Annotated in this window: 17 protein-coding genes; 10 read left to right on the top strand and 7 right to left on the bottom strand. The window is 74.6% G+C overall.

Going from position 1 to position 19,485, the window contains the following annotated elements; all coding sequences use genetic code 11:
* Nucleotides 1-25 precede the first annotated feature (25 nt).
* Nucleotides 26-232 carry a hypothetical protein gene (locus ACIGG8_RS13755; RefSeq protein WP_396547857.1) on the bottom strand — a complete coding sequence of 69 codons (207 nt, stop codon included), beginning with the start codon at nt 230-232 and terminating at the stop codon, nt 26-28.
* Between the two features lie 154 nt (nt 233-386).
* Between ACIGG8_RS13755 and ACIGG8_RS13760 the strand changes: the two genes are divergently transcribed.
* Together ACIGG8_RS13760 and ACIGG8_RS13765 are read left to right on the top strand one after the other, a co-directional pair.
* The gene (locus ACIGG8_RS13760; protein ID WP_396547859.1) at nt 387-1,160 is read left to right on the top strand and encodes an SDR family NAD(P)-dependent oxidoreductase; all 774 of its coding nucleotides are present in this window, start codon (nt 387-389) and stop codon (nt 1,158-1,160) included.
* Nucleotides 1,161-1,349: 189 nt separating this feature from the next.
* Nucleotides 1,350-3,269 (top strand): ABC transporter ATP-binding protein, encoded by a 1,920-nt coding sequence (locus tag ACIGG8_RS13765; protein ID WP_396547861.1) that lies wholly within the window; start codon nt 1,350-1,352, stop codon nt 3,267-3,269.
* A gap of 81 nt (nt 3,270-3,350) precedes the next feature.
* On the opposite strand, the gene ACIGG8_RS13770 is transcribed toward ACIGG8_RS13765, so the two are convergent.
* Complete coding sequence (locus ACIGG8_RS13770; protein WP_396547863.1) at nt 3,351-4,019, bottom strand: lysophospholipid acyltransferase family protein; 669 nt, start codon at nt 4,017-4,019, stop codon at nt 3,351-3,353.
* Nucleotides 4,020-4,194: 175 nt separating this feature from the next.
* On the opposite strand from ACIGG8_RS13770, the gene ACIGG8_RS13775 reads away from it, so the two are divergent.
* Nucleotides 4,195-4,407, top strand: coding sequence for an EF-hand domain-containing protein (locus tag ACIGG8_RS13775; protein ID WP_224282188.1), 213 nt, complete (start codon nt 4,195-4,197; stop codon nt 4,405-4,407).
* A 142-nt stretch (nt 4,408-4,549) separates the two neighbouring features.
* Here the strand turns inward: ACIGG8_RS13775 and ACIGG8_RS13780 are convergent, their stop codons facing one another.
* Nucleotides 4,550-6,754, bottom strand: coding sequence for a CDP-glycerol glycerophosphotransferase family protein (locus tag ACIGG8_RS13780; RefSeq protein WP_396547865.1), 2,205 nt, complete (start codon nt 6,752-6,754; stop codon nt 4,550-4,552).
* Between the two features lie 943 nt (nt 6,755-7,697).
* On the opposite strand from ACIGG8_RS13780, the gene ACIGG8_RS13785 reads away from it, so the two are divergent.
* A complete protein-coding gene (locus tag ACIGG8_RS13785) occupies nt 7,698-7,964 on the top strand; it encodes a hypothetical protein (protein WP_350526204.1) in 267 nt (88 codons plus the stop codon).
* Nucleotides 7,965-8,299: 335 nt separating this feature from the next.
* The gene (locus ACIGG8_RS13790) at nt 8,300-8,752 is read left to right on the top strand and encodes a YjbQ family protein (RefSeq protein WP_396547867.1); all 453 of its coding nucleotides are present in this window, start codon (nt 8,300-8,302) and stop codon (nt 8,750-8,752) included.
* Nucleotides 8,753-8,843: 91 nt separating this feature from the next.
* On the opposite strand, the gene ACIGG8_RS13795 is transcribed toward ACIGG8_RS13790, so the two are convergent.
* Together ACIGG8_RS13795 and ACIGG8_RS13800 are read right to left on the bottom strand one after the other, a co-directional pair.
* Nucleotides 8,844-9,395 (bottom strand): DUF1990 family protein, encoded by a 552-nt coding sequence (locus tag ACIGG8_RS13795; RefSeq protein WP_396547868.1) that lies wholly within the window; start codon nt 9,393-9,395, stop codon nt 8,844-8,846.
* Nucleotides 9,396-9,636: 241 nt separating this feature from the next.
* Nucleotides 9,637-10,752 carry an FAD-dependent monooxygenase gene (locus ACIGG8_RS13800; RefSeq protein ID WP_396547870.1) on the bottom strand — a complete coding sequence of 372 codons (1,116 nt, stop codon included), beginning with the start codon at nt 10,750-10,752 and terminating at the stop codon, nt 9,637-9,639.
* A gap of 221 nt (nt 10,753-10,973) precedes the next feature.
* Between ACIGG8_RS13800 and ACIGG8_RS13805 the strand changes: the two genes are divergently transcribed.
* Nucleotides 10,974-12,047: a TetR/AcrR family transcriptional regulator C-terminal domain-containing protein gene (locus ACIGG8_RS13805; protein WP_396547871.1), complete on the top strand. Its 1,074-nt coding sequence runs from the start codon at nt 10,974-10,976 to the stop codon at nt 12,045-12,047.
* 74 nt (nt 12,048-12,121) lie between these two features.
* A complete protein-coding gene (locus tag ACIGG8_RS13810) occupies nt 12,122-12,343 on the top strand; it encodes a hypothetical protein (protein WP_396547873.1) in 222 nt (73 codons plus the stop codon).
* 93 nt (nt 12,344-12,436) lie between these two features.
* On the opposite strand, the gene ACIGG8_RS13815 is transcribed toward ACIGG8_RS13810, so the two are convergent.
* Together ACIGG8_RS13815 and ACIGG8_RS13820 are read right to left on the bottom strand one after the other, a co-directional pair.
* The gene (locus tag ACIGG8_RS13815) at nt 12,437-15,478 is read right to left on the bottom strand and encodes an AAA family ATPase (RefSeq protein ID WP_396547875.1); all 3,042 of its coding nucleotides are present in this window, start codon (nt 15,476-15,478) and stop codon (nt 12,437-12,439) included.
* A complete protein-coding gene (locus ACIGG8_RS13820; RefSeq protein ID WP_350526211.1) occupies nt 15,475-16,644 on the bottom strand; it encodes an exonuclease SbcCD subunit D in 1,170 nt (389 codons plus the stop codon). Before ACIGG8_RS13820 ends, ACIGG8_RS13815 begins: the two co-directional genes overlap by 4 nt.
* Nucleotides 16,645-17,179: 535 nt before the next feature.
* On the opposite strand from ACIGG8_RS13820, the gene ACIGG8_RS13825 reads away from it, so the two are divergent.
* From ACIGG8_RS13825 to ACIGG8_RS13835, 3 genes are all read left to right on the top strand, one after another.
* A complete protein-coding gene (locus tag ACIGG8_RS13825) occupies nt 17,180-18,136 on the top strand; it encodes a hypothetical protein (protein ID WP_396547877.1) in 957 nt (318 codons plus the stop codon).
* Between the two features lie 206 nt (nt 18,137-18,342).
* Nucleotides 18,343-18,588, top strand: a complete 246-nt coding sequence (locus tag ACIGG8_RS13830; RefSeq protein WP_396547878.1) for a hypothetical protein — start codon at nt 18,343-18,345, stop codon at nt 18,586-18,588.
* A complete protein-coding gene (locus ACIGG8_RS13835) occupies nt 18,585-19,211 on the top strand; it encodes an NUDIX domain-containing protein (protein WP_396547879.1) in 627 nt (208 codons plus the stop codon). The genes ACIGG8_RS13830 and ACIGG8_RS13835 overlap by 4 nt, the downstream gene beginning before the upstream one ends.
* Nucleotides 19,212-19,485 lie beyond the last annotated feature (274 nt).

Below are 19,485 nucleotides of genomic sequence, written 5' to 3' on the forward strand. Positions count from 1 at the left end.
ACGGGGCCCTGCGGACGGAGCGTGGCTACCGGGTCGGCTTCTCCTTGGGCCCCTTCGGGGACAGCAGGAGCAGGCCGAGCAACAGCAGGCCACCAGCGGCCTCGGGCAGGTACGTGGGCGCGTCGGACACGACGGCCTCGTCCTCCACCATCAGGCTGGCTAGGGTGTCGGCCTCGGTCGACGTCGCGGTGCGTGACGTCGAGGCGTTTTCGGTCCGGAACTGAGTAAGCATCAGATGTGCCTCCTCGTCTGGCTTTCACCGTCCGGTCGGGCGGTGCCCCCGTCCGACACTACGTGCACGATCGGGCACCTGCATCCGCAGTCCTGTGAGCTGGGACGTTGCACTCGGTGTGGGCTCGACTGCGGCGAGTCGGTACGGTCGGGGCATGACCACAGCCTTGATCACCGGCGCGACCGCCGGCATCGGAGCCGCGTTCGCCCGCCGGCTCGCCCGCAGCGGCTACCAGCTCGTCCTGGTGGCGAGGGACGCCGAGCGCCTGCAGCGCGCCGCCGCCGACCTGCACGGGAAGTACGGCGTCGAGACGGAGGTGCTGATCGCCGACCTCGCGACCGACGAGGGCATCGGCGCCGTCGAGGCCCGCCTCGCCGACCCCGCCCGCCCGGTGGACCTCCTGGTCAACAACGCCGGCTTCGGTAACAAGGGCGCCTTCGGGGCCGTCCCGCTGCAGGACGAGCTGGACATGGTGAAGGTGCACATCGAGGCGATCCTGCGGCTGACCACGGCCGCACTGCCCGGGATGCGCGAGCGCCGCCGCGGCGCGATCGTCAACGTCGCCTCGGTGGCGGCCTTCCTGCCGCGCGGCACCTACGGGGCGAGCAAGGCGTGGGTGGTCAGCTTCACCCAGGGCGTGCTGCGCGACCTGGGCGGTACGGGCGTGCGGATGATGGCGCTGTGCCCGGGCTTCACCCGGACGGAGTTCCACGAGCGCGCGGGCATGGGCACCGGCAACATCCCGTCCTGGTCCTGGCTCTCCGCCGAGCGGGTGGTGGACGAGGCGATGCGCGACCTGGCCCGCGGCCGGTCGTTGTCCGTGCCGGGCAAGCGGTACAAGGTCGCGGTGGCGATCGCCCGGTTGCTGCCGCCCGGTGGACTGGGCGGCCTCTCCTCGAAGGCGGCGCGCACGTACCGCACCGACTGACGCCGGCGCCCCGGGCGGTCGGCCGTGCGGCGCGGGCTCGACGGGAATAGAGCGAATCTCACTATTAGCTTGTCTAACTATGAGCTATCCTCGCTATATCCATCCCGTCCACCCGTCACACCGCGCGTCCGACCGCCCGTCCGGGCGCTCGTCCCGGCGCCGGTCCGACCGACCCAGGGAGGCCCGCCCTTGAGGCAAGCCGCCATCGACTGGACCCCGCCCGCGCGCGCCGAGGGCGATTCCCGCCCGCCGGCCCCGTGGCGGCGCATCCTCGCCCTCTTCCGCCCCTACCGCGGCCGTCTCGCCACCGTCGGGCTGCTGGTCGCCGCCTCCGCGGTGGTCTCGGTCGTCTCGCCGTTCCTGCTGCGGGCCGTCCTGGACACCGCCATCCCGCAGGGCCGCACCGGCCTGCTCAGCCTGCTCGCGCTCGGGATGATCCTCACCGCCGTGGTGAACAGCATCTTCAACGTCCTGCAGACGCTGATCTCCACCACCGTCGGCCAGCGCGTCATGCACGACCTGCGCACCGCCGTCTACGGGCACCTGCAGCGGCAGTCACTGGCCTTCTTCACCCGCACCCGCACCGGCGAGGTGCAGTCCCGGATCGCCAACGACATCGGCGGCATGCAGTCCACGGTGACGTCCACCGCGACCAGCCTGGTCTCCAACCTCACCGCGGTGGTCGCCTCCGTCGTGGCCATGGTCGCCCTCGACTGGCGGCTCACCGCCGTCTCCCTCCTCCTGCTCCCGCTGTTCGTCTGGATCAGCCGCCGGGTCGGCCAGGAGCGGAAGAAGATCACCACCGAGCGGCAGAAGCAGCTGGCCGCGATGAGCTCGGCCGTCCAGGAGTCGCTCTCGGTCAGCGGCATCCTGCTCGGCCGCACGATGGGCCGCTCCGACTCGCTCGCCCGCGAGTTCACCCAGCAGTCCGACCAGCTCGCCGACCTGGAGGTCCGGGCCAGCATGGCCGGGCGCTGGCGGATGAACACCATCCAGATCGTGATGGCCGCCATGCCCGCGCTGATCTACTGGGCCGCCGGGCTGACCTCCGCCGCCGGCGCGCCGATCGTCTCGGTCGGCACCCTGGTCGCCTTCGTCACCCTCCAGCAGGGCCTCTTCCGCCCCACCGTGAGCCTGCTGTCCACCGGCGTGGACGTCCAGACCTCGCTCGCGCTCTTCCAGCGCATCTTCGAGTACCTCGACCTTCCGGTGGAGATCGCCGAACCGGCCGACCCGGTCACGCTCGCCGCCCCCTGCGGCGAGGTCCGCTTCGAGGGCGTCGACTTCCGCTACGACCCCGCGCAGGAGCGCCCGACCCTCGCCGGCCTCGACCTCACGGTCCCCGCCGGGAGCTCGCTGGCCGTGGTCGGCGAGACCGGCTCGGGCAAGACCACCCTCAGCTATCTCGTCCCGCGGCTGTACGACGTCACCGGCGGCCGGGTCACCCTGGACGGCGTCGACGTCCGCGAGCTCTCCTTCGACACACTGGCCCGCGCGGTCGGCGTGGTCTCCCAGGAGACGTACCTCTTCCACGCCTCGGTCGCCGACAACCTGCGCTTCGCCAAGCCCGGCGCCACCGACGCCGAACTGGTCGAGGCCGCCCGGGCCGCACAGGTCCACGACACCATCGCCGCCCTGCCGGACGGCTACGACACCCTGGTCGGCGAGCGCGGCTACCGTTTCTCCGGCGGCGAGAAGCAGCGCCTCGCACTCGCCCGGACGATCCTGCGCAACCCGCCGGTGCTCATCCTCGACGAGGCCACCAGCGCGCTCGACAACCGCACCGAGCGCGCCGTCCAGCAGGCCGTGGACACCCTCGCGGCCGGCCGCACCACCATCACCATCGCGCACCGGCTCTCCACCGTCCGCGCCGCCGACCAGATCGCCGTCCTGGACCACGGGGTGGTGGTGGAACTCGGCACCCACGAGGAGCTGGTGGAGCTGGACGGCCGGTACGCGGCCCTGCTGCGCCGGGAAGCGCCGGAGGCGGCCGCCCGGCCGGAGGGGGTCGGTCTTGTGGAGTCCGGTCCGGTGGAGGACGTCCTGTCGGGGGAGGTGCCGCCGGCGGGCAAGGCGCTGCTCACGGAGGCCGCCCTCCGTCGGGCCTGATCCCGTCGGGCTGATCCCGCCGGCCTGAACCCGTCGGCCGGACCGGTCCGTCGGGAGTGGCGCCCGTCGAGTCGCCGTCGGCTAGGCCGCCTTCGGGACCTCGTTGTAGTTCTCCGCGACCTCCTGGCCGGAGAGCCGCTGGATCGCCGCCATCACCTCGTCGGTCACCTGCCGACGCGCCTTCAACGAGCGGGCCTGCCCGTGCAGCTCGTCGAAGTGCAGCGGCTCGCCGAAGCGGACCGTCACCTTCTTCAGCCGCGGCACCCGCTTGCCCACCGGCAGGATCTGCTCCGGCCCCTCCAGCGCCACCGGCACCACCGGGACGCCCGCGGTGAGCGCGAGCCAGGCGACGCCCGTCTTCCCCCGGTAGAGGCGGCCGTCCAGGGAGCGGGTGCCCTCGGGGTAGATGCCGAAGGCCTTGCCGTCCTCCAGGATCTCCAGCGCCGACTCCAGCGAGGCCTGAGCGGAACGGTAGGTGCCGCGCTCGACCGGCACCGCGCCGATCGCCTCGAAGAAGCCCTTGGAGAGCCTGCCCTTGAGCCCGGTGCCGGTGAAGTACTCGGCCTTGGCGAGGAAGTGGACCCGGCGCGGGGAGGTCAGCGGGATCACCACGCTGTCGATGAACGACAGGTGGTTGCTGGCCAGGATCACCCCGCCCTTGCGCGGGACGTTCTCGACCCCCTCGATGACCGGCCGCCAGATTCCCCGCGAAGCCGGTTTCAGCACCAGCTTGGTGACGAGGTCGAGCACGATTCCCTCCCTGGACGAACTACCGCCCGGGAGGTGCCCGGGCCACGATCAGATCCGCAGACTACGACACCCACCCCCGCGCCCGTCCACTCCCGCCGCCCGTGGTGCGCACCACGGGCGGGTAGGGTACGGCCGTCCGAACAGAGCAGCACCCCGCAGTACCCAGGAGGGCACGATGGAGACCACCGAGGCGATCAAGGCCTTTTTCGACCGCTTCGACAAGGACGGCGACGGCAAGATCACGGCGGCCGAGTACGCGCTGGCCGCGAACGAGATGGGCGACCACGACGTCACCCTCTCGATGGCCGAGGCCCTGATCCACAGCATGGACACCAACCACGACGGCGTCCTGACCTTCGAGGAGTTCCTGGCGGCCCGCCAGCGCTGAGCCCGCACCGAACGGGGCCGGGCGCCGTACCGGCGGCGCCCGGCCCGGTTCGCCGGCCCGGACCCGTTCCGCGGCTCCACCGCCTCCCGCTGCGGGCTCCTCCGCCCGCCGACCGCCCGCCGACCGCCCGCCGACCGCCCGGCTACCGCCCGCCGTTCACCGGGAACACCCGGCGCACCACCCGCTCCGCCGCCCCGCCGTCGTCCCAGACGCAGAACTTCGCGCGGAACCGCGCCCGCGCCCCCGGCGCCGGATCGCCCGCCTGCAGCGCCCGCGCCAGCTCGTCCGCGGTCTCCGTGACCGCGCCCGGCGGCTCCGCGAACAGGTCGAAGTAGACGCCGCGCTCCCGCTGGTAGTCCGCCCAGTCCGGGGCGAAGATCACCACCGGCCGGTCCAGCACCGCGTAGTCGAACATCATCGACGAGTAGTCCGTCACCAGTACGTCCGCCGCGAGGTAGAGGTCCTCGACGGTCGGGTGCGACGAGACGTCCACGATCTCCGCCGCCTGCCCGTCGGCCGTCAGGTCGCCCGGCCCGCCGGTGTGGAAGTAGTGCGTGCGCACCAGCAGCGTGAAGTCCGGGCCCAGCCGGCGGGCCAGCTCGGCCACGTCGAGCAGCGGCACGTAGCCGCCCTTGCCGCCGCGGTGGGTCGGCGCGTACAGCACCGCCCGGGTGCCCGGGCGCAGCCCCAGGCGCTCGCGCATCGCGCGCACCTCGTCCTCCGCGGCGTCGGCCAGCCGGTCGTTGCGCGGGTAGCCGGTGTCCAGCATCTCGTACCGGCCGGGGAAGGCGCGGGCGAAGTGCTCGCTGGTGTGCGGGTTGGGGGAGACCAGGAAGTCCCAGCGGTCGACGGCCTCCTGGAGCAGGTCGAAGTCCATCCCCTCCGCCGCCGCCGGGCGGTCGCGCAGGTCCATGCCCATGGCCTTGAGCGGGGTGCCGTGCTGGGTCTGCACGTGCACCGAGCCCGGCCGCTTGACCATCGTGCGCGGGAAGTTGACGTTGTTGACGAAGTACTTGGCGGTCGCCATCGTCTTGAGGTACGCGGGGGTGTTGACGATCACGTACGGCACCCCGGGCGGCAGCGTGGCGGCCTGCCGGCGGTTCTCCACCACCCACACGCCCCGGATCCGCGGCGCGAGTTCCTTCGCCTTCTCGTAGATCGCCGCCGGACTGCACGCGTAACCCCGGTGCCAGTACGCGGCGTAGACCGCCAGGTGCTCGTCCAGCGGCAGCCGGCGGAAGGCGTTGTACGCCGTGAACCGGGCGCCGCTGCGCACCCCCTTCTTCACCGCGGGCGCCACCGCCCGTGCCCCGCGCTTGAGTTCGCGCGGCAGCCGGCCGGTGCGGCGCAGCTCGGCGTAGGCGATCCGGGCGCCGCGCGCGGCCAGCCGGTACTGCACGCCGCGCACCCCGCCGGGGTAGTGGTAACCGGCCGGGCGGTGGCGGTCGAAGTGCCGGGCGATCCGCTGGAAGAACTCCTTGCGCAGGCCGGCGGGGACCAGCCCGGGGGTGTCGTAGACGTTCAGCGCCTGGCGGACGGTGCGGTCGAAGACCAGGGTGCGCAGCGACTCCGGGACGGGCCGGCCGGGGCGGTCCGGGCGGTCCAGGAAGGCGAAGATCGCGTCGTACTGGGCGAAGACGTCGGCGTGCTTGGGGGAGGCGGTGGCGGTGATCGCGCCGTCCCGGCCGCGCCGGTAGTTGTAGCAGGGGCGGTCGACGTAGCGCAGCCGCTCGGCGGCGAGCAGCGCCGGGTAGGTGACCGAGATGTCCTCGTAGTAGCCGCGGCCGAAGGAGACGCCGAGGCCGTCCAGGAACGCGCGGCGGAACACCTTGTTCCAGACCGACATCACGGTCTGGAACAGCGCCGGGTGCTCGGCCAGGGTGCAGCCCTCGACCAGCGGGGAGCCGGTCAGCACGTGGCGCCAGGGGTTGGACTCCGTCCCGCCGTCCGGGTAGACGTGGGTGAAGTCGGTGATCAGCACGTCGGCGGGGGTCTCCCGGCGGCGCTCCTGCGCCAGCTCGTCGAGGATCACGCTGACGGTCCGCTCGGGCACCCAGTCGTCGCTGTCGAGGAACCAGACGTACTCGCCGCGGGCCTGCGGCAGGGCGGCGGTGCGGGCACCGCCGAGGCCCTGGTTCTCGGTGAGGTGCAGCACCCGCAGCCGGTGGTCGCGGGCCGCGTAGGCGTCCAGGATCGCGCCGGAGCCGTCGGGGGAGAGGTCGTCGACCGCGATGACTTCGAAGCGGGATTCCAGGGCGGGGGTGTCGCCGAGGATCGAGTCGAGGCAGCGCGGCAGGTACCGCTCCACGCCGTGGACCGGGAGCACGATGCTGAGGAGGAGGGACACGCTGGCCGAGTCTACCGATCCACCGGGCGCGACCTGCGTGGACGTCCGGTACGGGGCTCGCCCCGGGATCCGGCGGCCTCACCGGGGGCCGGGCCCATTGGTGGGGGTGGCGGCGGCGGGGCAGCGGTAGCGGGGTGGGAGGGCCAGGGCCGGGGCCTGGGCGGGTCCGGGGGATTTGTCGACGATCTGCGGGGTGGGACCCGGGACCGCCGGTGCCGGGCCCCTCACGGGGCGGCACCGGCAGTCAGGTGGCGGCCCGGCCGACCCTCTACGGCCGGCCGCCGGTCCGGGCACCGCGCGAGCCTGGCCACCGCAGCGTCGAGGCGGCCGGGCAGTGGCTCGCGGGAGCCGGAGTTCTTCATCACTCGAACACACGCCTGGGTGCGGTGCGGGCACCGACGTGTGCAACAGATATTGCTTGGAGGTTCGGCGGGAGTCAATCCCTCGAATGTGTTCACTTCATGAAGTCGGCCACTTCATGACATCACGCGTACGGCAGGTCGTGGACAGCGGAGCGCCACGGGTGGCGATCGGTGATCGCGGGTGGCAGCGGGGCGTCACGCTCGGTGGCGGGCAGCGTCCTGAAGATCACTTTGTCGACCTGACTGCTGTCCCCTATATGGGGGGTCCACATTGCGGGCCCCCGGGGGGTGTGCGCGGGCGCCTCGACCGCGGCTGTGTCGGACGTCACCAAAGCGCCCCGGTGCGCCGGGCGCGTGCCGCGCGCACGGGCGCGGGGCCGCACCTCTTTGCCCTGCTGACGAACGGCGGGTCGTGCACCATCATTGATGCCTAGTCGTGACCGGCCGGGTGGCCCCTGGTGCATCGTCAGTTGACGCCGCACGATACGGTGGCACAACGCCAAGGACGGTTGCGCGAAGGCCGTCCGTCACGGATAGTCTTCGCCTCACGGCCCTGGCGCCTCGTAGGGGTGGGAAAACTGATGGAACACATGCAAGTGCGGACTCGGCCCCGTGTGCCGGCGATCCAGTGCGGCGTCGGCACGACCGGCCGCCGGATCGAGCGACACCTGGCCGTGCTCGGCGCGCCCGCACTCCCGGCGGTGGACACCGCCGAGGCGCTCGGGCTGATAAGGGAGCTGACGCCGCGCGGCGCCGAGGCCCCGACGACCCGTCGTCGCCACACCAGGATCTCGCTGCTGACGCCGCTGCGTCGGCTGCGGCGCAGCCTCTTCGGCGGGCGCGGCTAGGGGTCCGTCCTCGGTCGTCGCGTCGGGCGTCGGCCGGTCGTCGTACCGTCCTGGGCGGGAACGGGCCCGGTGGACCTCCGGTCCATCGGGTCTTCGGCATGTCCGGGGGGATTGCGCGTGGCGGGCACGGGTGTGCCACGGGGGCAGGGTCCCGGCGGGTCCGCGCAGGGGCGTGGGCGGATGCGTGCGTGGTGGGTCCTCGGCGTTGGGCCGTGGCGGGGTCCGGCGTGCCGCGAGGTGGTCTGAACCTTTCACCCTATGCGAGTTTGCCTCCCTGGCAAGCCGAGTCGGCGAGGCAGTACGCCCGGCCACCTGAGCTGGGCCAGGATGGCGCCATGGCGGACAACCACGACAACAACTCCACCCCGACCGGCTGGTTCCGGACCACCACCTTCGAGATCACCACCGGCAGCCGCGAGGTCGCCCTCGACATCACCGACCGCTGCGCCGCGTTCCTCGACGAGCGGGCTGTCGGGCGCGACGGCCTGCTCAACGTCTTCGTGCCGCACGCCACTGCGGGCATCGCCGTCCTGGAGACCGGCTCCGGCAGCGACGACGACTTCCTCGCCACCCTGCGCGAGCTCCTCCCGGCCGACGACCGCTGGCGCCACCGGCACGGCAGCCCGGGGCATGGCCGGGACCACGTGGTGCCCGGACTGGTGGCCCCGCACGCCACCCTGCCGGTGCTCGGCGGCCAACTGGCGCTCGGCGTCTGGCAGTCGGTGGTGCTCATCGACACCAACGGGGACAATCCGCGCCGGACCGTCCGGCTGTCCTTCCTGGGCTGATCGCGGCCCGCCCCGGCCGTGCCCGGCCGGGGCGGGGCCGTGCGGGGCCGGGGGCTGTGGTCGGGTGGGTCGACTTCCGGTGGCTTCCCGGCTAGCGGCTGACGTGTGCGGCCACGACCGTGAGGTAGCGCTCGATCGCCAGGTGCTGGCAGAGCAGCGCGACCGGGCGGCCCAGGCGTGCGTACCAGGCGGAGAGCCGGGAGAACGCGGTGACCTCGAACCACACCTCGCCGTCGGCGTCCATCGACACCAGGAACGCCTCCTCGCCGCACTCCGGGTGCCCGGGGAGCGTGCCGTACGCGAACCCGACCCGGTCCGGCTCGTCCACCGTCCACACCACCCGGCAGGGGATCACCAGCCGCGGCCACCGGCGCCCGGGCAGACTCAGCCGCAGCAGGACCGTCGCCCCGGGCCGGGCCGGGCCGCTGGGGTGGACCGCGAAGCCGGTGCCCAACTGGGTGCCCCAGTCGAGCACGTAGCGCCCGGCCCGCTGCAGCACCTCCGCCCCGTGCCCGAGGTGCACACGGCGCCGCAGGTGCGCGTACCCGGCCGGCAGGCGCCCGCCCCGGGTGGCTCCCACCTCGGCGTACGACGGGGCGGTGGCGTGGGCGGCGAGCAGGCGTCGGCGGAGATCGGTGGCCATGTCGGACACGGTAACCGCCGGCCGGGAACGCCCGGTCGGCGGGCCGACGGCTGCGGAGGGCGTCGGCGAAGGGGTTGCGGCGGACGGCGGACGGCGGAGAGGTGGCAGGTGACAGAGTTCAGCGAACAGATTTCAGCGAACGTTCGCTGAAATCTGTTCGCTGCACTCCGTTCGCTGTCACCTGTCCGCCGTCCGCCATCCGCGCCCTGAGTGCCCTGCCGGTCGCCGCCGTCCGTCCTGATCAGCCCTCCAACGAGATCGCGTTCTTGGCCCGCTCCACCGACTCCTCGGCGGCCGGACCGCCCGGGTTCTCGGTCGCCAGGTCCTGGTTGATCGCGACGAACGGGCGCAACCGCTCCTCGTACGAGGTGAAGGCGGTGCGGTGGTCGCCGCCGGAGCGGTCGAGGGCGTCGGCCAGGACGTGGGCGCCGACCAGGGCGAGGCTGGTGCCCTGGCCCGACAGCGGGGAGGCGCAGTAGCCCGCGTCCCCGAGGAGCACGACCCGACCCTGCGACCAGCGGTCCATCCGGATCTGCGTCATCGTGTCGCAGTAGAGGTCGGGTGCCTCGGCCAGCGCCTTCAGCAGCCTCGGGGTCTCCCAGCGCAGCGCCGCCATCCGTTCCGCGACGACCGCCCGCTGCGCCTGCGGATCGCGCCGGCCCTCCGGCAGCGGCTCGCCGGCGAAGCCGAAGCTGATCCGCAGCTCGGTGTTGCCGCGTACCGGGTAGATGCCGTAGCCGGCTTCGCCGTCGCGCAGCCACACCTGCCAGTCCTCCAGGCCGAGGAAGTTGTCCGAGCTGAAGATCGCCAGATGCATGCCGAGGTGACGCGCGAACTGCTCCTCGGGCCCGAAGGCCAGTCGTCGGACGGTCGAGTGCAGGCCGTCGGCACCCACGACCAGGTCGAAGCGGCGAGGCTCGGCGTGCTCGAAGGAGACGAGGACGTCGTCCTCGCCCGGTTCGAGCGCGGTAACGCCGTCCCCGAAGACGGACCCGGTGCCTCCGCCTTCCACGGCCCGATCGTGCAGGATCCGTACGAGGTCGTCGCGCAGCAGCTCAAGGTCGTCGCTGTCGAGCCGCCCGCTGCTGAACGTGCTCTCGGTGGAGCGGTGGAGCTCCCGGCCGTCCCCGTCCAGGACGGACATGCCCCGCATCCGGGTCCGGTGGGCGCGGACCCGCTCCAGCACGCCCAGCCGCTCGACCACCTCCAGTGCGACGCCCCGGACGTCCACGGCCTGCCCGCCGCCGCGCGGCCCGGGAGCGCGCTCAACCACCGTGGGGGCGAAGCCCCGGCGACTCAGCAGTGCGGCGAGCGCGGTGCCCGCGATGCCGCCGCCGGAGATGAGCACGGTCTTCATTGGTCGCTCCTCGCTGTCCGTCCGCGCGCGGTGCCGCGCGTGGGGTCGTACGCTGTACGCGATCTGAATGTACGGCGTACGCGCAGCCGGGCCAACTGCTGTTTCGTGTCAACTGATCTAGTGCAGAAGGGCGTTCCCGGGCTGGACTCCTGGTAGCGTCTGCGCTAGTACAGCTCCGGCTGTCGCGGAAAGAGATCCACATCACACGAGGGGCGGTCCGCATGTCCGGCACACCCGAGTCCGTCCCGCCGTACCGGCGCATCGCCGACGAGATCGCCGGGCGGATCGCCGACGGCACGCTCGCGCCGGGCGAGCGGGTGCCCTCGACGCGGCGGATCGTCCGTGAGTGGAACGTCGCGCTCGCCACGGCCACCAAGGTGCTCACCACGCTGCGGTTGGAGGGGCTGGTCGAGACCCGGCCGCGGGTGGGCACCGTGGTGGCCGCTCCCGCGCCGACCGCACCAGTTGTGCCCGCGCCAGCTGCGCCCGCGCCCGCGGCGGCCGCGCCCGTCAGGCCCGGTGTGCCCGTGCCCGTCACGGCGGCCGCGCCCGCCCTGAGGGGTGGGTCACGGGCGGGCTCGGGAGCGTCAGTGGAGCTCAGCGCGGAGCGGATCGTCCGGGCCGCGATGGAGATCGCCGACCGTGAAGGGCTCGCCGCGCTCTCCATGCGCAGCGTCGCGGCGCGACTCGGCGTCGCCGCGATGTCCCCCTACCGGTACGTCCCGAGCAAGGACGACCTGGTGCTGCTGATGGCGGACGCGGCGTTCGGGGAGGAGTCCTTCCCTGCGGATCCGCCGGGGGAGTGGCGGGCGCGACTGGAGACCGGTGCCCACACGCTGTGGCGGATCTACCGGCGCCACCCGTGGCTCGCCCAGGTCGGCGTACTCACCCGCCCGCTGATGCTGCCCGCCCTGCTGGACCACGCCGAGTGGGCGCTCGCGGCGCTCGACGGCCACGGCCTCGACGCCGCGACCGTGCTCGACCTGCACGTCCTGCTCTACAGCTACGTCCAGGGGATCGCCGTTCACCTGGAACGGGAGGCCCAGGCCGAGGCCACCACGGGCCTCACCGAGGACCAGTGGATGGACCGTCAGGGCCCGGCCCTGGCGGCGATCGTCACCGGCGAGCGCCACCCGGTGTTCGCGCGGATGGTCGGCAGCCTCGGCAACGACTACGACCTGGACCTGGACGCGTTGTTCGCCTTCGGGCTGAAGCCACTGCTGGACGGCGTCGCCGCCATGATCGAGTCGGCCGCGAACGCGCCCACGAGCCAGACCTCGACCGCGACCACGTGAAGCGGGGAGCGGGCGGCGGGAGCGGGTCCGGGGTGGTCTTGCCTCGGGGCGGAGTGGCGGAGTAGGAAGGCGGCATGAGCGACAGCACGACGAACGAGCCCACGGCGGTCTGCGAACTCGCCTCCGACGGCGGCAGCACGGGGGCGGCGCTCGGGCACGACCCGGCGGCGTCCGGGCCGCGCGCCGACTGCGTGCTGTGCGGCGAACCGACCGAGTTGCCCGCCGATCAGCCGGGCAGCACGCTCTGCCCGGTGTGCGCCTGGCAGCAGGCGCAGCGCATCGCCTGCTCGGGCTGATCCCGTCCGGTCCGAGGCCCCGTCCGAGGCCCGTCCCGAGGCCCGTCCGGCGGCCGGCCTGGCGGCCCGTCCGCGGCCGGGTGGTGGCTCCCCCTACGCGTCCTCCCGTCCGGCCAGGGCCAGCGTCGAGCCGCGCCGCCCCTTGCGGACCAGCAGCTGGGCCGGGACACGGCTGCGCAGGTCGGCGACGTGGCTGACGATGCCGACTGCGCGGTCCCGCTCGCGCAGGCCGTCGAGGACGTCCATCACCTCCTCCAGGGACTGCTCGTCGAGGGTGCCGAAGCCCTCGTCGATGAACAGGGTGTCCAGCGGCATGCCGCCCGCCTCGTCGGTCACCACGTCGGCCAGGCCCAGGGCGAGGGAGAGCGAGGCGAAGAAGCTCTCGCCGCCGGAGAGGGTCGCGGTGTCCCGCTCGGTGCCCGTCCAGGCGTCCACCACCCGCAGGGCCAGACCCGAGCGTTTGGTGCCGGCGCCCCGGCCGTCGTTGTGCACCAGGGTGTAGCGGCCGCCGGACATCCGGACCAGCCGGTCGCTGGCCGCCGCCGCGACCTGCTCCAGCCGGGCCGCCAGCACGTACGACTCCAGGCGCATCCGCAGCCGGTTCTCGGTGGAGGTGCCGGCGGTCAGCGTGGCGAGCCGGTTGATCCGCCCGTACCGGTCCAGGGCCGGCGCCAGCTCGGCGGCGAGCCCGGCCAGCTGCCGGCCGATCGCGGCCAGCGCCTCGCACCGTTCGTGCGCTGCCGCGCGGGCGGCGTGCGCCTGTCCGAGCCGGTCGGTGGCGGTGCGGAGCGCGGCCGCGACGGCGGGCAGGTCGACCGGTGGACGGGCCGCGGCCTCGGCGAGCTCCGGCAGGTCCAGCTCGCGCCGGACGGCGGCGGTCTCCGCGCGGTGCCGCTCCAGCCGGGCCTCCAGCCGCTCGCGTTCGTCCCGCGGCAGCAGCACCGCCAGTGCCGCCCGGGCGTCCGGGAAGCCCGCCGCGGCGGCGGCCCCGCCCAGCTCGCCCTCGGCCTCGTCGAGCCGGGCCGAGGCCTCCGCGCGGGCGCGGGCGGCGGCGGCCGTGGCGGCGACCTGCTCGGTGGTCCGGGTCAGGGCAGCTGCCCGGTCGGCGACGGAGGCCGCCTCGCCGCGCGCGGCCGCCACCCGGGCGGTCAGCGCATCCCGTTCGGTGTCGAGCTTCAGCAGCCGGTCGGTGAGGACGGCGGCGCGCTCCTTGGCCTCGTGCAGCTCGGCGTCACGGCGGGCACGGTCCTGGGAAAGCCGGGCGATCTCCTGCTCGACCCGGCCGAGCGCCTCCGCCGTGTGCCGCGCCTCGCGGTGCTCGCGCTCCAGCTCGGCGAGGGCCCGTGCGAGCGCGTCCGCGCCCTCCGGCCCGGCAGCTCCCGCGGCGGTCGCCTCGCGCACCCGCAGCGCCGTGAGCGCCTGGTCCGCCACCGTCCAGGCCTTCTCGGCGACGGCCTGGGCGCGGCGGGCCCGCTCCTCGTCCTCGGCGGCGACCCGGCTGCCGGGCGCCACCTCGGCCGGCGCCGGATGCTCGGGAGAGCCGCAGACCCGGCAGGCCTCACCGCTGCGCAGCTGCTCGGCGAGTTCGGCGGCCATGCCCGCCAGCCGCCGGTCCCGCAGGTCCAGGCTGTGCTCACGGGCGTCCAGCGCGGCGGTGCGCAGCTCGACGACCCGTGGCTCGGCCGCCGTGATCTCGGCCCGCAGGCCGTCGCGTTCCCGGGCCGCGTCCAGTCGGATCGTCGACTCGGCGCGCTGTACGTCCAGTTGCTCGACCCTGGCGGTCGCCTCCCGGGCCCGGGTGCGCTGCTCCTCCAGGCGGCTCAGCTCGCCCTCGAACTCGGCCAGCCAGTCCTCGGCCTCCTCGGCCAGCGCCTCGGCGGCGGTCCGGTCCGCCGTCAACGATCCCTGCTCGCGTACGAGTTCGGTACAGCGCAGTTCGTCCGCCCGGGCCGCCTCCAGTCGGACCACCTCGGCCCGCAGCCGCAGCTCGGCCTCGGCCAGCTCGGCGGCGCCGGCCCCGTCGAGCCGCCGGCCCTCACCGCCGGGCGCGGCGGCCAGCACCTCGCGGTGCCGGAGCTCCGCCGTCTGCGCGCGCCGCAGCGCCTCGGCCGCGCTCTCCCGCAGCCGCAGCGCGGCCTCCACCCCGACGGCCTCCTGCGCCGCGGCCAGCCGCTGCCGGTCCAGCGCGGCTTCGGGCTCGAACCGGGCCAGCCGCCCGGCCAGCTCCCGCGCCTCCCGGTGCCGGCGCTGCCGCCCGGCCAGCTCCTCGGCGGCCTCGCGGTGCCGCTGGGCGGTGCGCTGCGCCGCCCCGGCGCCCGCGAGCGCCGACTCCGCGACGGTGAGCTGTTCGGCCGCGCCGCTGCGCAGGACCGCCGCCCAGCCGAGCACCCCGGCGGTGAGCCCGGTGTCACCGTCCTCGGCCGGGACCCAGTCCTCCGCGGGCTCGGCGCCCGGGCCCGCCGCCTGTTCGGCCTTGCTGGCGAGGTCGCGCAGCCGGCGCCGCCCGGCCTGGACCGCCGCCTCCTGGGCCCGCCGCTGCTCGGCCAGCCAGTCCTCGACGTGCCGGTACCGCTCGGTGTCGAACAGCCGCCGCAGCAGCTTGCCGCGCTCCTCCGAGTCGGCCTTGAGGAAGCGGGCGAAGTCGCCCTGCGGCAGCAGCACCACCTGGCAGAACTGCTCCCGGTTCAGGCCGATCAGCCCGAGGACCTCCTCCCCGACCTCCTGGTGCGACTTGCTGAGCCCCCGCCAGCCCGGAGTGCCGTCGCCCGTGTCGGCGACCCACTCGCGCAGCAGGGTCTGCGCCCGTTCGACGGTGGTGCCGGTGCCGACCTTCTTCGGCCGCTGCTGCTCCGGCAGACGGGTGATCTGCAGGCGCCGACCGCCGAGGGTCAGCTCCAGCTGCACCTCGGTGAGCCGCTTGGGGTCGGCGTGGTCGCTGCGCAGCCGGTTGGCGCGGCGGGCGCCCGGAGTCTCGCCGTACAGCGCGAAGCAGACGGCGTCCAGCACGCTGCTCTTGCCCGCGCCCGTCGCGCCGCGCAGCAGGAACAGCCCGCCGGCGGCGAGCGCGTCGAAGTCGACCGTCTCGGAGCCCGCGAACGGGCCGAAGGCGGTGACGGTGAGCCGGTGCAGCCTCATCGGGGCAGGTCCGCCTTCCGGTCGGTGGTCTGCCGGACGCGCTCGAAGCCCTCGCGCAGCCAGCCCAGCTCGTCCGGCTCCGGCTCGGCCCCGGGGCGGACGTGTCGCAGGAAGCCCTCGGCGATCTCCAGGTCGTCCCGGCCGCTCACCCGTGCCGCGTACGACGGGGAGGCCCCGGCCTCGGCCTCGTCCGGGTCGAAGAGCAGCTGCAGGGTGTGCGGGAAGCGGCGGCGCAGCTTCTCCATCGGCTCGCTCGGGCGGACGGCGTCGGTGAGCGTAGCCTGCACCCAGGACTGCTCGTGCTCGGCGTACTGCTCGCCGGTGAGCAGCGCGTCCAGGCTGTCGCGCAGGGTGGCGAGCCGGCGCGGCTCGGGGCAGGGCACGCGCTCGGCGGCCACCGAGCCGTCGGCCGCGAGGTCGACCAGCCACATGCTCTTGCGCTGGTGCACCTCGGAGAAGGAGTAGGCGAGCGGGGAGCCGCTGTAGCGCAGGTGGGGGGCGAGGGTCTGGCAGCCGTGCAGGTGGCCGAGCGCGACGTAGTGCACCCCCTCGAACACCGAGGCGGGCACCGCGGCCACACCGCCGACCGCGATGTCCCGCTCGCTGTCGCTCGGCGCGCCGCCGGTGACGAACGCGTGCGCGAGCACCACCGCGCGGGTACCGGCCGGGCGCGCCGCCAGATCGGCCCGCACCTCGTCCATGGCGGCCCCGAGCACCGCGGCGTGCCCGCCCTTAGCCAGCCCGAACCGCTCGCGCACCAGCGTGGGCTCCAGGTACGGCAGCCCGTACACGGCCACCGGCCCGTGCTCGTCCGCCAGCACCACGGGCGTGGCGCACTCGCCCGGGTCCGTCCGCAGGTGGATCCCGGCCCGCCCGATCAGCCCGGCGCCGACGCCCAGGCGACGGGCCGAGTCGTGGTTGCCGCTGATGAACACCGTCGGCACGCCGAGATCCGCCAGGCGGTGCAGTACCTCGTCGAACATCGCGACCGCCTCCAGCCCGGGCAGCGCCCGGTCGTAGACGTCGCCCGCGACCAGCACGGCGTCCACGCCCTCGGCCCGGACCACGTCCACCAGGTGGTCCAGGAAGGCCCGTTGGGCGTCGTGCAGGCTCTCCCGGTGGAACGAACGCCCGAGATGCCAGTCGGAGGTATGCAGCAGTCGCATGGTCCCCGACCCTAACCGTCGGCACTGACAATCCCACCCGGATCCGTGGAGGCGTGCGTCTCACGGGCACCGGGGGTCCCGTCCCGCGGGGGTGCGGACGGGTCGGCGCGCTTGTTCCGCCCGCCCCCGTCCTCGCCTGCGCGGGGCCTCCCGGGGTCTCGCCGGGCCCTCTGTTCGATTACTCGGGGTGAGTTGTCAGTGGCTGTGTGTATGTTCCTCGACGTCGGCGGCTCCGTCGTTCGGAGCGGTCGGCGCTGTCGGAGATCGAGCAGGTGAGGAAACAGGAGGAGCCATGGCTGCTGTGCGGGAGTTGCTGCGCGGCGTGGTGGGCGCTGCGGGCGTGCGGACGTCGCGGGGGCGCCGGCGGGTGCTGGTGCTGGCGGGGCGGAAGCCGGGGAGCGGTGCCGGCGGGGCGCCGGGTGGTGGGCCCGGTGGTGGGCCCGGTGGTGGGCCCGGTGGGGCGGCGCCGCCCGGAGGTGGGCGGCCGCCCGGTGGGCGCGCGGGAGGGGGTGGTGCGCGGGCCCGGCGCGGCGGGTTGGCCAGGGGCGCGCCCCCGCAGCCGGTCGCGCTGGCGCTGGCCGTCCGGGCCGGGGACTTCGCCGGGCTCGCGCGGTACGGGCTGTTCGGTGGGCTCGACCACCAGGGCTACCTGCGGCGGGCGGAGGAGCAGCTGACGGCCCTGTACCGGCAGGGTCTGGAGGTGCACCTGCGGGTCCTGGAGGCGGACGACTTCGAGGACTACTGCGAGGCGTTCGGCCTCGACCCCCGGATGCCCACGGCCCGGGTCGCCTACGCGGGCGATCCCGAGCTGGCCGGGGAGCCGTTCGTCTACGCGGGCGAGCGGCTGGCCGAGCTGCTGCCGGTGCTGATGGACGACCACCGGGCGCGGGTGCGGATGTCCGTGGCCTGTCTGGCCCTGCTGGACGCCGTCGGCGACGATCCGGACGGGCAGCGCCGGATGGCGGCGGTGATGAGGTACGTGACGTCGGTGTACCTGGCGCTGGCCGAGGGCGCGGGAGAGGGCTGCCACCTGCTGACGCTGCGCTGCCACGGCCCCGAGGACGGCGAGGAGCTCACCTCGGCGGTGGACGTCTGCGTCGAGGGCGGGCAGCTGTACCCCGCCGGGCGGGACGCCGAGGCGTTCTGCGTCACGCTGGCGGCGGGCGTGGCCTCCGGTGGCGAGGGGGCGCTGCTGCTGCACGGCGATCCGTCGGCGGGCAGCCGGGCCGATCCGCGGCCCGGGGACGCGGCCGACCCGCCGACCGGTGGCCCGGCGGGCCCGCCGACCGGTGACGCCGGGGCCCGGCCGCCGGTGCGCGGCTGGGCGCTGGCCGACGGGCGGCTGCGGCCGATGACCGCGCACGAGGTGTTCGACGAGCTCGCGGACGACGCCGCCCGCGGGCTGCCCTTCCCGCCGGGCGTGGACCCTCGGCCGGGGTTCCCGCTGCCCGGCTTCCCCGGCCCCCGGGGAGGGGGTGGGCCGCTGGGGTGATCAGGGGCGTTCACCGCCTCCGCGTCCACCATGCGGCGCTGGGGACTGTTCATCGACCGCCTGTTCGGGGAAGATTCGGAGAAGATCAACAGCAGGAGCGTGCGGTACCCCACGCCGACGCTCCGGCCGCTCCGCTCCGTACCGCGCCCTGCAGGTCCTCTCCGCGCACCGCCGGTCCGGCGAGCCTGACAGCGAGAGGGGGACGCATGAGCGAGCGGAGCGAGCTCGGCGCCGGAGGACGCGCGCAGCCGCACGCCACCGCCGCCGGCTCCGGTGGTGTCTCCGGCGATGGCTCCGGTGAGGTCAATGCCCCGGGTGAGCGCAAGGCCTCCGGTGAGGTCAATGCCTCCGGTGGGGCCGCGGCCTCGGGCAGGAGCGTGACCCCGGGCAGGGTCGAGGCCTCCACCCGGTGGTCCGACGCCCCCGCCGAGCGCCGCGAGGCGAGAGCATGAGCCCGATCGAGTACAGCGCGGAGATCGCCGAGCTGCTCGGGAAGGTCCGGCGTCGCCCCACGGCGGGCTGGCCGTGGCGGCCGGGCGAGCAGGTGCCGGACGGACTGCCGGTCAAGCAGTCCTGGGGGTGGCTGTTCGCCCCGGACGGGCGGGTGCTGACCCTGGTGAACCCCAGGGACGGGATCTGCTCGCTGCCCGGCGGCTCGCTGGAACCGGAGGACGCCGGGGACCCTGCGGCCGCCCTGGCCAGGGAGGCCGCCGAGGAGGCGCAGGCGGTGATCGGCCGACCGTACTACCTCGGGTACCTCTACGACCGGGTCGGTTCGGCGAACGGCGGGCACGAGTGCGCGCGGGTCCGGATGGCGGCGGCACTGAGGGCGGTCGGTCCGAGCGTCGCCGACCCGGCCTCGGGCCGCCACTACCGGCGGCTGCTGGTCGCGCCCGGGCTCGCCGTCGAGCTGCTGGGCTGGGGCGCGCCCGGGCTGCGCCAGGCCCGGGCGGCGGTCGCCATCGCCGTCCGCTGGCTCGGCGTACCCGAGGCCGCGAACGAGGCGATCGAGGAACTGCCGGTCGGGGGCTGCACGGTCTCGCCGGGCACCGTGTACTCGGGCGGCGGCCGCTAGACCGTCGTGCCCGGCGGCCGAGGGCGGTCGGTCGTCCCGTGGCCCGTGCCCGGCGTCCGGTTCTGAAGACGGCTCACGGCGGCGTTCGTCCGGGGCCCGCTCGCGCTCGTCGGCTCGTCGGCTCGTCAGCCTGTCGGCGTCCGCCCGTCCGCCCGTCCGCCCGTCCGTCCGTCCGTCCGTCCGCTCATCCGCTTGCCCGCTCGCGCCCGCGGCCTTCCCACGCCCGCCGCGGTCCCCGCGCGCCCGTCGGCGCGCTCTCGCCCGGACTGCCGAC

The sequence above is a fragment of the Kitasatospora sp. NPDC085464 genome, assembly GCF_044541955.1.
Classification (GTDB): domain Bacteria; phylum Actinomycetota; class Actinomycetes; order Streptomycetales; family Streptomycetaceae; genus Kitasatospora.